The 16,143-nt window shown below is 59.0% G+C and carries 15 protein-coding genes and 1 tRNA gene; 9 read left to right on the plus strand and 7 right to left on the minus strand.

Features of this window, described 5'->3' with window-relative positions; genetic code table 11:
* The first annotated feature begins 82 nt into the window (after positions 1 to 82).
* The 3 genes from yidC (at position 83) to NW830_RS05430 (ending at position 2,501) form a co-directional block, all read left to right on the plus strand.
* On the plus strand, positions 83 to 1,243 hold the full coding sequence (gene yidC, locus NW830_RS05420) for a membrane protein insertase YidC (RefSeq protein WP_414360192.1): 1,161 nt from the start codon (positions 83 to 85) through the stop codon (positions 1,241 to 1,243).
* 77 nt (positions 1,244 to 1,320) lie between these two features.
* Positions 1,321 to 1,956: a protein jag gene (locus NW830_RS05425; RefSeq protein ID WP_414360190.1), complete on the plus strand. Its 636-nt coding sequence runs from the start codon at positions 1,321 to 1,323 to the stop codon at positions 1,954 to 1,956.
* A 50-nt stretch (positions 1,957 to 2,006) separates the two neighbouring features.
* Positions 2,007 to 2,501: a YceD family protein gene (locus NW830_RS05430; RefSeq protein WP_414360187.1), complete on the plus strand. Its 495-nt coding sequence runs from the start codon at positions 2,007 to 2,009 to the stop codon at positions 2,499 to 2,501.
* Between the two features lie 33 nt (positions 2,502 to 2,534).
* On the opposite strand, the gene NW830_RS05435 is transcribed toward NW830_RS05430, so the two are convergent.
* Positions 2,535 to 3,314: a photosystem II S4 domain protein gene (locus tag NW830_RS05435; RefSeq protein WP_414360185.1), complete on the minus strand. Its 780-nt coding sequence runs from the start codon at positions 3,312 to 3,314 to the stop codon at positions 2,535 to 2,537.
* 68 nt (positions 3,315 to 3,382) lie between these two features.
* On the opposite strand from NW830_RS05435, the gene NW830_RS05440 reads away from it, so the two are divergent.
* Positions 3,383 to 3,455, plus strand: a tRNA-His gene (locus NW830_RS05440).
* 8 nt (positions 3,456 to 3,463) lie between these two features.
* Here the strand turns inward: NW830_RS05440 and NW830_RS05445 are convergent.
* The 5 genes from NW830_RS05445 to NW830_RS05465 form a co-directional block, all read right to left on the minus strand.
* Positions 3,464 to 5,509, minus strand: a complete 2,046-nt coding sequence (locus tag NW830_RS05445; RefSeq protein WP_414360183.1) for a hydantoinase/oxoprolinase family protein — start codon at positions 5,507 to 5,509, stop codon at positions 3,464 to 3,466.
* A gap of 56 nt (positions 5,510 to 5,565) precedes the next feature.
* Entirely contained in the window at positions 5,566 to 6,891 is a 1,326-nt protein-coding gene (locus NW830_RS05450) for a hypothetical protein (RefSeq protein ID WP_414360181.1), read from the minus strand.
* 127 nt (positions 6,892 to 7,018) lie between these two features.
* On the minus strand, positions 7,019 to 7,540 hold the full coding sequence (locus tag NW830_RS05455; protein WP_414360180.1) for a hypothetical protein: 522 nt from the start codon (positions 7,538 to 7,540) through the stop codon (positions 7,019 to 7,021).
* A gap of 12 nt (positions 7,541 to 7,552) precedes the next feature.
* Entirely contained in the window at positions 7,553 to 8,107 is a 555-nt protein-coding gene (locus NW830_RS05460; protein WP_414360179.1) for a phycobiliprotein lyase, read from the minus strand.
* A 107-nt stretch (positions 8,108 to 8,214) separates the two neighbouring features.
* Positions 8,215 to 9,516, minus strand: coding sequence for a S41 family peptidase (locus NW830_RS05465; protein WP_414360178.1), 1,302 nt, complete (start codon positions 9,514 to 9,516; stop codon positions 8,215 to 8,217).
* A gap of 195 nt (positions 9,517 to 9,711) precedes the next feature.
* Here NW830_RS05465 and petB point away from each other — a divergent pair, with 195 nt between their 5' ends.
* The 3 genes from petB to leuB all read left to right on the plus strand — a co-directional run bounded on the left by petB (position 9,712) and on the right by leuB (position 12,206).
* A complete protein-coding gene (gene petB, locus NW830_RS05470) occupies positions 9,712 to 10,359 on the plus strand; it encodes a cytochrome b6 (protein WP_011430625.1) in 648 nt (215 codons plus the stop codon).
* A 65-nt stretch (positions 10,360 to 10,424) separates the two neighbouring features.
* Positions 10,425 to 10,937: a cytochrome b6-f complex subunit IV gene (gene petD, locus NW830_RS05475; protein ID WP_414360175.1), complete on the plus strand. Its 513-nt coding sequence runs from the start codon at positions 10,425 to 10,427 to the stop codon at positions 10,935 to 10,937.
* Positions 10,938 to 11,060: 123 nt separating this feature from the next.
* Positions 11,061 to 12,206, plus strand: coding sequence for a 3-isopropylmalate dehydrogenase (leuB, locus tag NW830_RS05480; protein WP_414360173.1), 1,146 nt, complete (start codon positions 11,061 to 11,063; stop codon positions 12,204 to 12,206).
* A 105-nt stretch (positions 12,207 to 12,311) separates the two neighbouring features.
* Here leuB and ntcA read toward each other — a convergent pair whose 3' ends face one another.
* Entirely contained in the window at positions 12,312 to 12,983 is a 672-nt protein-coding gene (gene ntcA, locus NW830_RS05485) for a global nitrogen regulator NtcA (protein ID WP_414360797.1), read from the minus strand.
* A gap of 148 nt (positions 12,984 to 13,131) precedes the next feature.
* Here ntcA and NW830_RS05490 point away from each other — a divergent pair, with 148 nt between their 5' ends.
* Positions 13,132 to 14,913, plus strand: a complete 1,782-nt coding sequence (locus NW830_RS05490) for a M61 family metallopeptidase (protein ID WP_414360170.1) — start codon at positions 13,132 to 13,134, stop codon at positions 14,911 to 14,913.
* Between the two features lie 132 nt (positions 14,914 to 15,045).
* Positions 15,046 to 16,143 (plus strand): hypothetical protein, encoded by a 1,098-nt coding sequence (locus NW830_RS05495; protein ID WP_414360167.1) that lies wholly within the window; start codon positions 15,046 to 15,048, stop codon positions 16,141 to 16,143.

The raw sequence follows: 16,143 nt of genomic DNA on the forward strand, positions 1-16,143 counted from the left end.
CTCAGGGCCAGAGGAGGAAAAGGCCCTCGTCAGGGGGCCGGAAACCATTACAATGGGTTACGGACGCTTGCCACCACCCCCCATGGATTTCGGAGTCGGCTTTCTCTCCAACAATGTCATGCTGCCGATCCTGGATTTTTTCTACGGGATCGTGCCTAGCTACGGCCTGGCCATCATCTTTCTGACGTTGGTGATCCGCTTTGCCCTCTACCCCCTCAATGCCGGGTCCATCCGCAACATGCGCCGCATGAAAGTGATTAGCCCGGTGATGCAGCGGCGGATGCGAGAGCTGCAGGAGAAGTACCGCGACGACCCGCAAAAGCTGCGGGAGGCCCAGGCCAAACTCTACAGCGAACTAGGGGTCAACCCGCTTGGGGGGTGCCTGCCGCTCTTGATTCAAATGCCAGTGCTATTTGCTCTCTTTGCCACGCTGCGGGGATCGCCGTTTGCAGCGGTAACCTATGACGTCAACCTGCAGATCTTGCCGGCGGAGGTGGCAGCTGAGGTGGTGCCCACCCCCTACGTCAGCCCCAGCAAGAACATCTTCGTTGCCGACTCAGTCCACAAGCCAGTGGTGCTGGTGGTACCTAAGGGTACCAAGATTGCGGTGGGGGAGCAGGTGCAGTGGAGGTTGCAGGGGCCGGGGGGCAAGCCCTTCGAGCAGCTGGTTACAGAAGCAGGGGGAGACCCCAAGCTGTTGCAGCCAACTTGGAAGGTGGTTAAGGGGGAGGAGCGGGTCCAGCTCCAGCCGGATGGCAGCCTGCTGGCGCTGCAGCCAGGGGAGGTAACGCTGCAGATCTCAATTCCTGGCTTGGCCTCAGATACTGGCTTTTTGTTTATCGATAAACTAGGCCGCGTTGGCGCCTTTGACCCAGATGGGACCATCCACTGGGATATCATTGCCATGATTGTCCTCTTTGGCCTTTCCATCTACCTAAACCAGGCCCTGACCAGTACCGGCCAGGAGGATCCCAGCCAGAGCTCGATGGCCCGCATTACCCCGGTGCTGTTTTCAGCGATGTTTCTGTTTTTCCCATTGCCGGCGGGAGTTTTGCTTTATATCCTCATTTCCAGCCTTTTCCAGACACTGCAAACTTTCTTGCTCTCGCGAGAGCCTTTGCCAGAGAGCTTGCAGCAGTTGGTGGAAGAGGAACGTCGCCGTACTGCCCAGGTCAGTGCTGACCGAGTAGCAAAACCCAAAGCAGCTGGGGGAGGTCGCGAATCTTTGCCCTTTGAGCCCTAAGCAATCCTCTGGCTGCTCAGGGGGTGGGCTTACAGTTGACTGGTTGATAGTCTCTCAGCAAGTGGAAGCTGTTCAGGATGAGCCACCCTGAGTCTTCTACAGGTTCCCCCAAAGGAGCCGCTGCCGCTAGGAAGTCCCACCAGCAGTCTGAGGGAACCGCTGCCCCTTCCCAGATTAAGCTTTCTCCCGCTGAGCAGCGAGAACGGGCTAGAGAGTGGTTGCAGCAGGTACTGGCGGCAATGGGAATACCAGCAGTGGTGCGGGTGGTGGGGGAGGTCATTGAAATTGAGGCCAGTTCTCTCACGCCTGCCCAAAAACAAGTTCTGCTTTCCAAGGTGCTCCCAGGGCCCCTCCCTAAGGAGACTAAAGTTGACGAAGAGCGGACTCCAGTCGTTCTAGATGCTTTGCAATATCTAGCCAACACAATTCTCAACCTCAACCAGCCAGAAGACCAGCAACAACCCTATATCCTGGATTTAGACGGCTATCGGGAGCGCCGTTTGCAGGAGTTGAAGGCTTTGGTTGCGGCAGCTGTGGAGAAGGTAAGAGGGAGCGGACGGGAGTATGAGTTTCCTGAGCATCTTTCGGCTGCCGACCGGCGGCAAATCCACACGCTCCTCAAGGACCCTGCCTATGCCGACCTGGAAACTTTCAGCCGCGGAAAAGAGCCGGATCGCCGCTTGGTAATCCGGCGGGCCTCGCGCCGAGGGTAGGCTGTGGAGCTCGGGGCAGCTAAGAGATCCCACTCGAGGGGAACAATGCCATGCTAAAGCCAATTCGTCTATCCGATCTGCGACAACTGCCTGGCCAAACTCAGGAGGTACGGTTTAGGCAGTTTTTTGCTGGCTTTGAGAGCCTGACACCGGTGGAGGGATCCCTGCAGGTCAGCCACCGAGGGCACTTTGTTGAGGTCAGTGCCCAGGCCCGCACCATCGTGACGCTAACTTGTCACCGCTGCCTGCAACAGTTTAACCACCGGCTGGAGTTGGACGTTGAGGAGATCATTCTCATTCGTGAGCCCAGCCCTGGCCCTCCCCCCCTGGAGCTGGAACTGCGGGATGAGGAGGATCTGCTGGAAAGCTTGCCTCCTGACGGCGAGCTGGATGTGGAAGACTGGATGTACCAATACCTGCATTTGGAGATGCCCAGCCAGTTGCCCTGCCGCCCTGACTGCCCAGGCATTGTGGTGGAACCGGCTGCGCCGGCAGGGGATCCCCGCTGGGCGCCGCTGGCAGCTCTTCTCAAAGAGATCTCCTAGTCCTAGACCTTTTGCTGGCCTGAGGCCAGAGCCCTAGAAATACCGCTTCATTTGGATGCGAAAGCGGCCTTTTTTTGTCTCGGCTACCTCTTCAATTTGCAGCCGACCGCGGCCGCGGATGGCAATCCAATCCTGGGGCCTAAGGAGGTAACTGGCTTGGGTAACCGGCTTCCAGTTGACCCGCACTTCTCCTTGTTGGATCTCTTCCACCATTTTGCTGCGGGAGATGCCGAATCCCGCCGAGGCCACTGCGTCCAGGCGCAAAGAGGCTTCCACAGTGGTAATGGACTTGACCCGTGGCGGTTGGACCTTTAGTTGACTAAGAGGGATGGGGCTGACCTTGACGGGCACGCTGCGCACTTGGGTCAGGTTGAGGCTGAGATAGTCCACCAGTTCGGGTACCACGATAGCCTGCGCGCCTGACTCCCCAATTACGAGGATGTCTCCCACCTTCTCGCGGGCAATTCCCGTTGCCAAAAGGGCTCCTAAAAAGTCGCGGTGAGTGGCGGGGTCGAAAAGAAAGTTCCCCTCAATTTCAATAGCGGCCAGGGGGATCCCTTCCGCCTCCACACCAACCTCGGGGCGAGCCAGGGCCAGGCGCTGGCGTTCTGCCTGGGCATAGCCCCCCCAGGCCACCACCTGCAGTTCAGCCAAGTTATGCAAGCGGCTTTGCACCTCGGCTACCTCTGGGGGGGAGAGAAAATCGCTGCAGACCACTTGCCAGGTTTTGAGGGCTTGCTCCCCCAGATCCAGAATGCGCGCCAAGGTTTCTCGGTACTCGGCACCTTTGAGGAGATCGGCTCTGGGCAGCATGGGAGAGCACTTCCAGCTCTAGGGTTTTGTTCCCTTTCTCCCATGCTAAGCTAGATGTCTAGAGCTTGGCGGGCGTAGCCAAGTGGTTAAGGCAGAGGATTGTGGTTCCTCCACTCGTGGGTTCGAATCCCATCGTCCGCCCTACTCCTCTAGTTGCAGCTTAAAACCAGGGTGCCCACGGCGTCGATGCTGCCCGTCCAACCCGGCTCGATTACGGCGGTGGCCTCTGGCATCTCGACAATGGCTGGTCCGCGCAGCTGAAACCCCACGTCCATGCACCGCCGATCGTAAACCGGTACTGGGCGCAGCCGACCGGCAAACCAGGCCTTGCGCTCTCCTTTGAAGGGATCCCCTGGCAGGGGGAGCGGCGCCTTTAAAGGCACAGGGGGCAAAGCTTGTACCGCCCGCAGACGCAGCTGGATCACCTCCACCTCTTGGTCGGGATCCTGCCAGCCGTAGCGCCGCTGGTGGGCCTGGTGAAACCGCTGCTCTAGGAGGGCAACTGGATCCGCCAACTGGGCCGGGATCTCCAGCTCAAAGGACTGGCCGCGGTAGCGCAGGTCCAAGCTAAAGTACAGCTCCGGCTCCTGCAGGTCGGCTTTCGCCTGGCGGATGAGGGGGGCTGCCCATTGGGCCAAAAGGGATCCCTCGGCAGCCGACTCCAGTTGCCGCAGCGGCTGCAGGAGGGCCCGCCGGTAATCCCGCTGTAGGTTGGCCACAGCCATACCTAGCGCGGAGAGGACACCGGCAAAGGCCGGGATCAAGATGCGGCGGATCCCCAGCTCCTCTGCCAGGGCACAGGCATGCATGGGCCCGGCTCCGCCAAAGGCCAGCAGGGCAAAATCGGCGGGATCCAAGCCCCGCTCCACGCTGATGACCCGCAAAGCCTGCGCCATGGCCCCATTGGCCAGGGTGCGAATGCCAACAGCTGTCTCCTCCAAACTCAAACCCAAGGGCTCCGCCAGCGTCGCAATGGCCTGGCCAGCCAGATCCCGTCGCAGGCAAACAGAGTCCCCCAGCCAGCCCCCATCCGGCAGGTAGCCCAGCCAAAGGTTGGCGTCGGTTACTGTGGGAGCCGTTCCTCCCCGCCCGTAGCAGGCCGGCCCAGGGTTGGAGCCGGCACTTTCCGGCCCCACCTGCAGCCCCCCGCCGGGTAGCAGGTAGGCCAGGGATCCGCCCCCGGCACTGACCGTGTGGATGTCAATCTGGGGCTGCTGCACCGGCAGGCCGCACACTACCGCTGACGAGGTAACCTGAGGGAGGCCGTCTTGAATGAGGGCCACATCGGTGCTGGTTCCTCCCATGTCCAGGCTGAGCAGATGGGAATAGCCGCTCAGACGGCCCACATAGGCCGCCCCGTAAACGCCGCCCGCCGGCCCCGAAAGCAGTGCCACCGAGGCGTGGGCTGCCGCCTGAGCAAGGGAGGTGACGCCGCCGGAAGATTGCATGATTAGGGGGGCGGGGATCCCTCTCTCCCGACAACCCTGGGCCAAGCGGTGCAGGTAGCCCGCCAGGGCCGGGCTGAGGTAGGCATCAATGGCTGTGGTGCTAAAGCGCTCGTATTCCCGAAACTCCGGCGCCACCTCGCAGGAGAGGGAAACGTGCAAGCCGGGAAAGGCCTTGCGCAAAGCCGCCCCCAGGCGCTGCTCGTGCTCCGGGTAGAGGAAAGAAAACAAAAACCCTACCCCCACGGCGCGGATCCCCTCCCGCTGCACCCGCTCTCCCACCTCCCGGATGACGCGCTGGATCTCCTCCTCCGTCAGCGGCTCCAACACGCCGCTTACGCTGCAGCGCTCCTTTACCTCTAGGCAGTGGTGGCGGGGCACCACTGGCTCCGGCTTGGGCTGGGTGAGGTCGTAGAGGGAGGGGCGGTTTTGGCGACCAATGGCCAGCACATCTCGGAAACCCGCCGTGGTCAAAAAGAGGGTAGGGGATCCCTTGCGCTCCAGGAGGGCGTTGGTGGCCACCGTCATGCCATGGCAGAACACATCCACCTTGACCGCGCCCAGCTTGTCCAAGGCGGCAAAGACCCCCTCTTCCGGGCTGGGGGTGGAGAGCACCTTGGCCGTCCGGATCTGGCCTTCCTGAAGGAGCACTAAATCGGTGAAGGTCCCCCCCACATCGATCCCCAGACGGACCAAGCCCTCCTGCCTCCAGTCCTGTTGCTCGGCTTGCTCGCTGCTGGTGTTGAACATTGCTCAATAAGGCTCTCCTGCAGGTCCGCCCCTGCGCTTCTCATTTCAACCCCTCCCTAGAGACGACGCCGGGGCATCTCTTCCGACTCAGTTGCCAGGGGTTGCTCCTGCTGCAACAGCTGGCGAAAGGCCGGCTCGTCCAGCCGGTAGTCCCGCTGCTCGATCAAATCCCGATCTGTAGAGTAGATGGTGTCCGCCTCCTGCACCACCTCTTGGCGGCGGAAGCGGCGGGCAAAGTCGAGCTTGCGCAGCAGCGCCTCGGAGGGACGCTTCAGCCGCTCTTGCCAGAACCGCCGGCTGCGGTTGCGCCGCTCCACCCCCTGGTTGCGAAATTGCAACGTCAGCCACCGCACCGCAGGCACCGCCAAAAACAGCGTGCCATAGAGGAAGAGGAAGCCAATCAGCGGGTAGATAAACGCCAAAAAGGCGTTGCTCCCGGCGGCGGCGGCCACCTCCTCCCGCGCCCCGTAGAGAATGGCTGCCAGGAAGAAATTGAGCACCCCTAGGCCAGCAGCCAGGGTCAGTTGCTCAGGGGTGGCGCGGCTAAACACCCAGGGTTTTTCCTGCAACATCCCAGGAAGCTGCTGTTGGGGGCTTTCTGTGGCCGTTACCTGCAGCTCTGGGAAACGATAGACGATATCGCCGTCCTCGCTTACCTCCGGCTGGCCGTCGAACTTGAGCAGAATCGGCAGCATGTAGTCTTCATACTCCAGGGCCGGGGATCCCGGCTCCACATCCAGGTAGGGCAGCACCTGCTCGGCGGCAATCACCCCCCCGTTGGCGCGGATAAGCTGGCCAATCAAGGCATAGCGCTCCTCTTCCAGGTTGGCGTTGGGATCCCCGTCCCCAAACAGGAAGCTGTACACCGCTTCCAAAAAGTTCATCTCGGATTTTTCCCGGCGGGGTCGCGCCTGACCGGAATAGCCCCCGTAGGGACTCCAGAAGGGGTTGCCCACCCAGAGGTCGGGGAAATAGAAGAAGACCCCCCCTCCCCGCGAGCGGCTGCGGTTGTCCTCCTCACGGCTGCTGGCCATCTGCAGAGCCATCAACGCTAGGGTGATGAGGACAATCGACACCACCAACAGGATGCCGAAGGAGATGCGCAGCCCGTAGAGAAAGCCGCCCCAGAGCTTGCGTCGCAGAACCGCCAGCCGATCCTGCTGCTCCTTGCGCTTGAGAATGTCGCGAAAGTCGGGCGGAAAAACGTAGGCAATCTCCCCCTGCCGCGAAACCTGGAGATGACCCCCCGCCTTTTGGGCTAACTTCAGCACCTCCTGCTTTGCCTCCTCTAGGGCCAGGCCAGTGCTGGAGGCAATGTCTCCCAGCGTCACTCGCAGGCCCAACCGCTCCACTGCGTCTATAACCAAAGTCTGTGCCGCCACCGTTAACCTCCGCTTTTGCCTGCTGTAAACTCCCATCCCGCTAGGAGGGATCGCGGGGGATCTGCCCCTGTTTCCAGTATCTCTCCTCGGCTGGGCAGCGACGAGAGGATCCCCTGCCTTGGTGGCCCTAGGGTAGCCAGGCCATCACCGCCAGCAGGGCGAGGAGGATCCCGATCAATCCCCACGTCAGCCGTTGGGTATTCAAAGGGGGAGTAGCCTCGCGGCGGATAGGAGCAGTAACTTTTGGCAGGGAAGCTGGACGGCGGAGGCGCTCATAGACCCGGCGGCGTTCCCCTGGCTTGGCCTCTTCCAGGTGGCTGAGATCTGGGATTTCGAGCAACCACTCCGCTGGCCGCTGCAGACGAGGTGCCTGCCAGATGCCCAACACGTAGCGGGCCTGCTGAGCGACCTCCGGATCCGGGTTGCCCAGCAAGGTTTGCACCAAGCGGATTGCCTCCTGGGTCTCTCCAAGGGCATCCTGGGCTAGGGCCTGCCAGAGCCGCAGCTTGCTTGCTTGCGGGTAGCGGCTCTGGGCCTGTTTCACCTGTTCCAGAGCCTGGCGGTAGTGTCCCCGCTCAAAGCTGGCCTGAATCCGGGCCAAATGCTGGGGCAAGCGCAAGTCTTCAGAAGGGATCAACTCTGGCTCCACCGATCAACTCCCCTAGGTAAGCTTTTGTTCCACCCCGAACCCCACCAGAAGCACCTCCTGCGGCGGCTGACCGTGAGGGGGGCGTTGGTAGGTGAGGATCTGCCGCAGGCGCAGGCGCGGGTTGAGCAGAGTGATGGTATCCACGGCAACGACGCGCGTGTAGGTGGTGGTCATCACCAGTTGCAGGGATTGCGGATCGAAGCGGAAGTCGGCCACCATGGGCCGCTCCTCTTCATAGGCGCGATCGCGCAGATAGTCGCCTTCAAGACCGCGGGCGCTCTCTCGCCGGGGCACAAACAGCATGTTCAGCTCTTGCCCCACCTCCTCTCCCTTTTCGGAGACAGTCTCAAAGGCAAGGTGGAAGCCCAAGAAGCCGTCGACGCCGTGGTTGGGGTAGTTGTTGTCCCTCAGCACCTTCTCCTTAAGCTCAGGGGTGAGGGTGCGAATGGTGAACTCCGTGCGGGAGCGCTCCACCTCCCCGCGATCCAAGTAGTGGTAGGTGCGCTCGGTGTGCCAGGCACCAATGCAGCAGTTAAAGAAGTAGTGAAATTGCTGAAGGGCATTCATGCCAGAGGGATCGACAGCAAGGCTGAGTTGACAGCTAAGCCCGATCCTAAAACGAATCGCAGACAAACAGGCACCCCAATTCAGACCTCCTGCCCCTCTTCCCTACCTCAGGTAGTGGCTGCCGCTGGGATCCCCTGGGCCACGGCCAAAGTTGACCCCAACACCTCCAAAGCCCGCTGCAACTGCCCATCCTCAGGGCCGCCCAGGGTTTCTGCCGTCAGGGGAACAGGGCCCTCGGCCACCACCACATCGGGCTGGATCCCTTGGCGGTGGATATCGCGACCGTTGGGGGTGAGGTATTTGGCAGTGGTTACGGCCAGCCCGGAGCCGTCTGCCAGCTCCAGCAGGGATTGGATCAGCCCCTTGCCGAAGGTGCGCGTCCCCACCAGTTGCGCCCGCCCGCTGTCCTGCAGGGCTCCTGCCAAGACTTCGCTGGCACTGGCGCTGCCCTGGTTGACCAAGACCACCAGCGGCGCCTGGGTGAGGATGTCGCCGGTGGCGGGAATGCTCTCTTGAATGCCGTGGCGGTCTGTAACCAACACGATGTCGCCTTTGGGGATCCAGAAGCGGGCAATTTCAATGGCTGCCTGCAGCAACCCCCCTGGGTTGTTGCGCAGATCAAGGAGGTAGCCCCGCACCCCTCGCGCTTCTGCATTCTGGATGGCCTGGCGCACTTGGGCGGCGGCGTTGCCGTTAAACTGGCTGAGGCGAATGTAAGCCACTAAGCCCTGGGGCAGCTGGAAAAAGGCGGTGCGCACCGGGTTGATGAGAATCGACTGCCGCACCAGCTCCACCTCCCAGATGCGATCCTGCCGCCTTAGCCGCAGGCTAACAGTGGTGCCGCTGGGGCCCCGCATGCGCTCTGCTACCTCGTCTAGGCTCAGCCCTACCACTGGCACCTGATCCACTGCCAGGATCTCATCCTGGGGTTGGATCCCAGCCCGTTCGGCAGGAGTCCCCTCCATCGGGGCAATGACCCGCACTGCTCCCTGCTCGTCGATGGCAATCTGCAAGCCGACACCACTCAGCTCCCCAGCCGTAGAAGTCTGCAGGCTAAGGTAGTGCTCCCGATCCAAAAAGCGGGTGTAGGGATCCCCCAGGGTTGCCAGCATCTCCTCAATGGCCCGGTAGGTTTCCTGGCGATCCTGCAGGGGCCGAGAGAGAAAGCGCTGCCGCACTTGCCACCAGTTTTGTCCATTGAACCCTGGATCCACGTAGGCCCGATCCACATAGGCCCACGCCTGCGCCAACAGTTGCTGCTCCTCCCCCCAACGGCTGGCCTGCACCTGACAGGCGCCAAGGCTCAGGCCTGCCCAGAGCAAGCAACTCAGCACGAGAACGCGCAGGGCCCAGCGGATCCCCCACCCCTTGCGACGGATTTCTCCTTCTCTCGACTGCTGTGCCAGCATTGCCTCCCAAAATGCTAAGAAAAATTAACAAAGCGCAATATTAGAAGCTGCTTTGCCGGCGGAGAGGCGGATCCCTGAGCTGCAGCTGAGCCTGGTTTGAGGAGGGTGTTAACAAACTGTGTTACAGTGCTGGTGGGAGTGGGCTTGTCCCCTCCTGGATATCCAGCTTCAAACTCTTTAAAGATTGCAGGTATCATGAGCAAGGTTTACGACTGGCTAGACGAGCGGCTAGAGATCACGCCTTTCGTCGACGACGCAACCGGGAAATTCATTCCGCCCCACGTTAACATCTTCTACTGCCTTGGCGGCATCACGCTGGTGTGCTTCCTCATTCAGTTTGCCACCGGCTTTGCCATGACGTTTTACTACCGTCCGACGGTGGCTGAGGCTTTTGAATCGGTTAACTACATCATGACCCAGGTCAATTTTGGCTGGCTGCTGCGCTCCATCCACCGCTGGAGTGCTTCCATGATGGTGTTGATGATGATCCTACACACCTTCCGGGTTTACCTAACCGGTGGGTTCAAGAAGCCCCGCGAGCTGACCTGGGTAACCGGTGTAATCTTGGCGGTGCTGACGGTTTCCTTTGGGGTTACGGGTTACTCGCTGCCCTGGGATCAGGTGGGCTATTGGGCGGTCAAAATTGTTTCAGGAGTGCCCAGCGCTATCCCAGTGGTGGGTGATGCCCTGGTCCAGCTTATCCGCGGCGGCGAGGCGGTTGGCCAAGCCACCCTCACCCGTTTCTACAGCCTGCACACCTTTGTGTTGCCTTGGCTGACGGCGGTCTTCATGACTATGCACTTTCTGATGATCCGCCGCCAGGGCATTTCTGGACCCTTGTGAATCCTAGCCGGTTCGCTCCCCAAGTTTCTCTTCTAACCCTTTTCCCCCAGACAAGGAGAACGGCTATGCCTGTCTCGAAGCAAGTAATAGCAACTGAGGTCATTACACGCAAAGTTGACCTGGACAACCCCAAAGTTTTGGCCAAGCTGAAGAAGAACATGGGCCACATGACCTACGGTGAGCCCGCTTGGCCCAACGACTTGCTCTTTATGTTCCCGGTGGTCATCCTGGGTACGATTGGGGTGATTGTCGGCCTGGCGGTCATGGATCCGGCGGGGGTGGGCGAGCCGGCGGATCCCTTTGCCACACCGCTGGAAATTCTGCCGGAGTGGTACCTCTACCCTGTCTTTCACATTTTGCGCGTGGTTCCCAATAAGCTCCTGGGCATTGCTCTGATGTTAGCTATTCCCGTAGGTCTCCTGTTTGTGCCTTTCATTGAAAATGTCAATAAGTTCCAGAATCCACTGCGCCGTCCAGTGGCAACAACGGTGTTTTTGCTTGGCACGTTGGTAACCCTCTACCTAGGCATTGGTGCCACCCTGCCTCTGGACAAGTGGGTTACTCTGGGCTTGTTCTAGAGCTGCGGGTAGGTTGACACCGCACAAGTGCAGCAGGCCAAAGGCTGGGCTGCACTTTTTTGTGGGTACTGCTGGGCCGAGTGGTGGTAATATCGCTACGCATTCCTTTTACCGCGATCCCGCATGAGTACTCCCCCTCCTGCTCCCCGCATCTACCGGATTACTGCTCTAGCCGGCGATGGCATCGGCCCCGAAATCATGCAGGTGGGGCGGGCGGTTTTGGATGCAGTGGCCGCTCAGATGGGGTTTTCCATCCAGTGGCAGGAGGGCCTCATTGGTGGAGCAGCCTACGAAGCCACTGGGGATCCCTTGCCCCCAGAGACCTTGAAAATGGCCCAGGAGAGCGATGCTGTTTACCTGGCAGCAGTTGGCGACTTCAAGTACGACGCCCTGCCGCGGGAGAAGCGCCCTGAGCAGGCTTTGCTGGGCTTGCGGGCTGGCTTGGGGCTGTTTGCCAACTTGCGTCCGGTGAAGATCTTTCCGCCCCTGGTGGAGGCCTCTTCCCTCAAGCCGGAGGTGGTGGCCGGGATCGACCTGGTGGTGGTGCGCGAGCTCACCGGTGGCATCTACTTTGGTCAGCCCCGCGGGATCTTCGTCGATGCCCAAGGATCCCGACGCGGCGTAAACACCATGGTCTACACTGAGGCCGAGGTGGACCGCATTGCCCGCATGGCTTTTGAACTGGCCCGCAAGCGGCGGCGCAAGCTCTGCTCGGTGGATAAGGCCAATGTGCTGGAAGTGTCGCAACTGTGGCGGGAGCGGGTCAATGCCGTGGCAGCGGAATACCCTGACGTGGAGCTGTCCCATCTGTATGTTGATAACGCCGCTATGCAGTTGGTGCGCTGGCCGAAGCAGTTTGACGTCATCCTGACAGAGAACCTCTTTGGGGATATCCTCTCCGATGAGGCAGCCATGCTAACTGGCTCCATTGGCATGTTGCCTTCCGCCTCTTTGGGAGCTGCCGGCCCTGGTCTATACGAGCCAGTCCATGGCTCAGCTCCCGATATTGCCGGTCAAGACAAGGCCAACCCTCTTGCCCAGGTGCTCTCTGGGGCAATGCTGCTGCGCTACTCTTTGGATCAGCCCCAAGCTGCCGACCGCATCGAACAGGCCGTTGAGACAGTTTTGGCCCAGGGCTACCGCACCGCCGACATCTACTCGGAGGGGATGACCCTTGTAGGCTGCCGCGAGATGGGAGAAAAGATCCTGGCCGCCTTGGCTCAACAGCAAGCCTCTCCCCAAGAACCGCCCTCAGCCGCCGGCGGTTAAGTAGGGGTTTGCTTGCTGCTGCCTCCCTCTCCTGCAGGGAGGGATCACCCCGCCAACCAGTGGTGCGGCCATTCCCGGAAACGGCCGTGGGGCCAGGTCCTCCTCCTAGGCAAAGCGATAGCTTAGCTGGATTGGGTCGTGGACAGTGATCTTTTTCTTGTGGATGGAAATGTAGTTCTTCTTGCGCAACTCTCCCAAGAGACGGGTAATGGTGACGCGGGTTGAGCCAATGGCTTCGGCAATGGCCTGGTGAGAGAGCTTGAGGTCGATGGTCACGCCATTGGGACCGGGCACGCCGAAGTCGCGGCAGAGGATCAGCAAAAAGCTAACCAGCCGGGAGGCCATGTCGCGGTGGGCCAGTGTTTCAATCATCATCTCTGTCTGCAGGATGCGAGAAGCCAAGCTCTTGAGCAGCAGCATGGCCAGCTCAGCGTTCTCCCGCACAGACTTTTCCACCTGCTCGATGGGCAGAGAGAGCAGCTCGACGCGAGTGAAGGCTACGGCATGATAGAAGCGGTCGGAGCGCTGCCCGGTAATGAAGGAGAGCACCCCAAAAATGCTGTTTTCCCGCAGGAGGGCGACAGTAATTTCCTCCCCCATTTCGTACACCCGCGACAGCTTAACAGCTCCCTTGACCAAAAAGTAAACCCGCTCCGCCGGATCGCCGGGGAGGAAAATGGTCTTGCCACGTTCAAAGGTTTCGATAACTGGAGGATGGTGAGGCCCTCCTAGCTGTTTAAAGGCTGCAATGAGAGATTTTTCTGCAACGGCCACCACGGGATTCGACAACCTCTCAAGGTCAGTTTATCTCTAGGATCAACTCCTAAACCCAGATCAAGCTGCCTACGATTCGAAGACTACCCTAGACTCTGGATATCTTTGTAGCAATAGCTACATTTCTCTTGTTGCGGTAGGGGAAGATCGTATGGGGATTGCCACCCTCTCTCGCCATAGCCGCCAGCACTTTACAGTACGGATGCCAGAGCCAGCCAACCACCTTTTGGAGGTGGAGCTGCAGATTCGCGAAGTGGAACCGGAGGTGCCTCTGCGGCTGCGGCTGCCAGTGTGGACGCCGGGATCCTACCTAGTGCGGGAGTATGCCCGCCATGTGCAGGAGTTTCAAGCCCTGAGCGAGCAAGGGAGCCCTTTGGCCTGGCGAAAGGTTGATAAAAACACCTGGGAGGTCAATCCAGCGGGGTGTTCGGCGGTCACCATCCGCTATCGGGTCTATGCCTATGAGCTGACGGTGCGCACCAACCATCTGGATCTCACCCATGCCTATTTCAACGGGGCAGCGCTCTTTCTCTACGTGCTCGGCCGCGAGCGGGAACCCTACACCTTGACGGTGATCCCTCCTCAACCCGACTGGCGTGTCGCCACCAGCTTGCAGCCCTTGCCCGCCGCTGAGGATCCCAATGCCGGCTGGTCGTTCCTGGCGGCAGACTACGACGAGCTGGTGGATAGTCCGGTGGAGGTGGGCCTGCACCAGTTGCGGTCGTTTGCAGTGGAAGGGATCCCGCATTACTTCGTGGTCTGGGGAGCAGGCACCCTGGATTTGGAGCAAGCGGTGGCCGATGCTGAGAAAATTGTCCGGGCCACTGCAGCGTTTTTTGGCGGGTTGCCCTACGACCGCTACTGGTTTATTGTGCATTTGTCCCCAGGGGGATTTGGCGGCCTAGAGCACAAGTACAGTGCTACCCTCAACTATTCTGGCCTGGAGCTGCATCAGCCCCAGTCCTACCGCCGCTTTTTGGCGCTGCTGGCCCATGAGCTTTTCCATGCTTGGAACGTCAAGCGGCTGCGCCCTCTGGCTTTGGAGAAAATTGACTACAACCAAGAAAACTATGTGGACTGTCTGTGGTTTTGCGAGGGGGCGACCAGCTACTACGAAAACGTGATCTTGCTGCGGGCAGGGCTCCTCACCGCCAAAGAGTTTTTACAGATCCTATCTGAGCGAATTGGCCAGCTGCAGCGTACTCCGGGTCGGGCCGTGCAATCGCTGCAGGAGTCCAGTTTCGACGCTTGGATCAAGCTCTACCGTCCCCACGAAAATAGCCTCAACAGCCAGGTTTCCTATTACCTAAAGGGCGCTTTGGTCTGCTGGCTGCTGGATCTGCACATTCGCCACCTTTCGGGGGGCCAGGGATCCCTGGACACAGCCATGCGGGATTTGTGGCAGCGCTTTGGCCGGTTTGAGAAAGGCTACACCCACCAAGACCTGCGGGAGGCCTTCGAGCGGGCAGCCGGCGCCGATCTTGGCCACTTTTTCTCTGCCTACGTGGAAGGTACGGAAGAGCTGGACTACAACGCTTACCTCCACCCTTTTGGCCTCACCCTTAAAGCCCACTTCAGCCGCCCCAACCCTAGCCCTTACCTGGGTCTCCACTTCAATGGGGAAGGCAACCGCATCAGCGCCGTCGAGATGGGATCCCCCGCCCAAAAAGCAGGCATCTGGGCTGGCGACGAGCTCGTAGCCCTAGACGGCTTTCGGGTGAGCGCCACCACCTTGCCGGAGCGCCTGGCAGCCTACCAGCCCCACCAGGTGATCTGCCTAAGCGTCTTCCAAGGTGATCAGTTGAAACACTTCTGGATCCCCCTGGATCCACCCCGCCCGGATGTTTACACCCTCGAAGCTTTGCCTGAACTTACCCCTGAACAAGAGTCTCTCCAGCGAGACTGGCTGGGATCCCTTCTGGCTCAAGAGTAAGCAGGAGGTAGCAATGCTTTAAAATCTTCCTAGCTGTTCTGCTTTTAGGTCTTCTAATTGGATCGGCTATTGGTTTCTCCCTGGGCGTTTATACCTGTAGGCGATCTGAAGTGAACCGCTACGAATCGAGGTTTGAGAAAAGAAACTGAGAGGGCAATAGCTTTGCAACTTCACCGGTTCACTCAAAGAGCTAATAGTCAGTTACTGGATGAGATTCTAAGAAAGTTACAAGCTGACCTTGAGGGCTTCAAACTTCATATCTCAGAAAGTCTGTCCGAAAGTTACCAAAACTTCCTTCAGCATTTAGCTGAGTACAGAAATCAGCTAGTTAAGAACATAAGTAACCAGCAGAATATCCTGAGCAGGTTAGAAAGTACAGAAAAAATTTCCCAGAATCTAAGCTCAAGTTCTAGCCTTCAAAAGACGAAGGAAACTAACGAGCGAACTGCTGACGCGCGACTCAAGAGTTTGCCGCCAGAGACGATTAGCCGTGAACAGGTGAAAATAGGGGTATTTCTGTGGTCTAGGAACATAAGGATGAAGAACCTGATCCCATCTAGTAAAAAAGCCGATGCAGAAGGAGAACTCGATAACAAGCTGAACTGGATATCAAACCTTATGGGTCAGAGGTACTCGCTGATCGAGAAGCTTTACAAAGAAATTAAATCTGGCATTGGAGAAGAAAAGGCCTTAAATCTTTGCTTAAAAGGCAACCCCCCGGAAGTGATAAGTTATAGCTGCCAACTTGCTTCCACTCTACATAAGGTTAATTTCTTAGAGGAATATAACTACTCAAAATCCTCCAAAACTCTGAGGGTAAAGCTAAGCAAGTCTCCAGAGGCAATCAAGTTCCTATCTGGAGATTGGCTGGAGAGATATGTCAAACAGCAACTGATCAAGTTTGCTAGAGAGCAGGGACAGAAGATCGATTTTTCCTACATCGCAAATGCGGAAGTTACTTTGCCCAACGGTAGCGACTTTGAGATCGATCTCTTCTTCCACATTAACAACCGATTCTACTGGATAGAGTCGAAGACCGGCAGCTACAGGGACTGTATAGAGAAGTACTCTTGGCTCGCCTCCGAAATGGGTCTCGGCCCAGATCAAGTCTTCCTGGTCTTGGCAGATGCTGATCAAGAGACGAGAAGTAGGATCTCCTCGTCCTATAATCTTTCAGCAATTAGTGTCGAGGAGGTTGAGTCTCTGCTGTACAGAATTGTGAGGAGGTAG

Origin of the sequence: Synechococcus sp. OH30 (genome assembly GCF_047462175.1) — a bacterium.
In the GTDB taxonomy this organism is placed as follows: domain Bacteria; phylum Cyanobacteriota; class Cyanobacteriia; order Thermostichales; family Thermostichaceae; genus Thermostichus.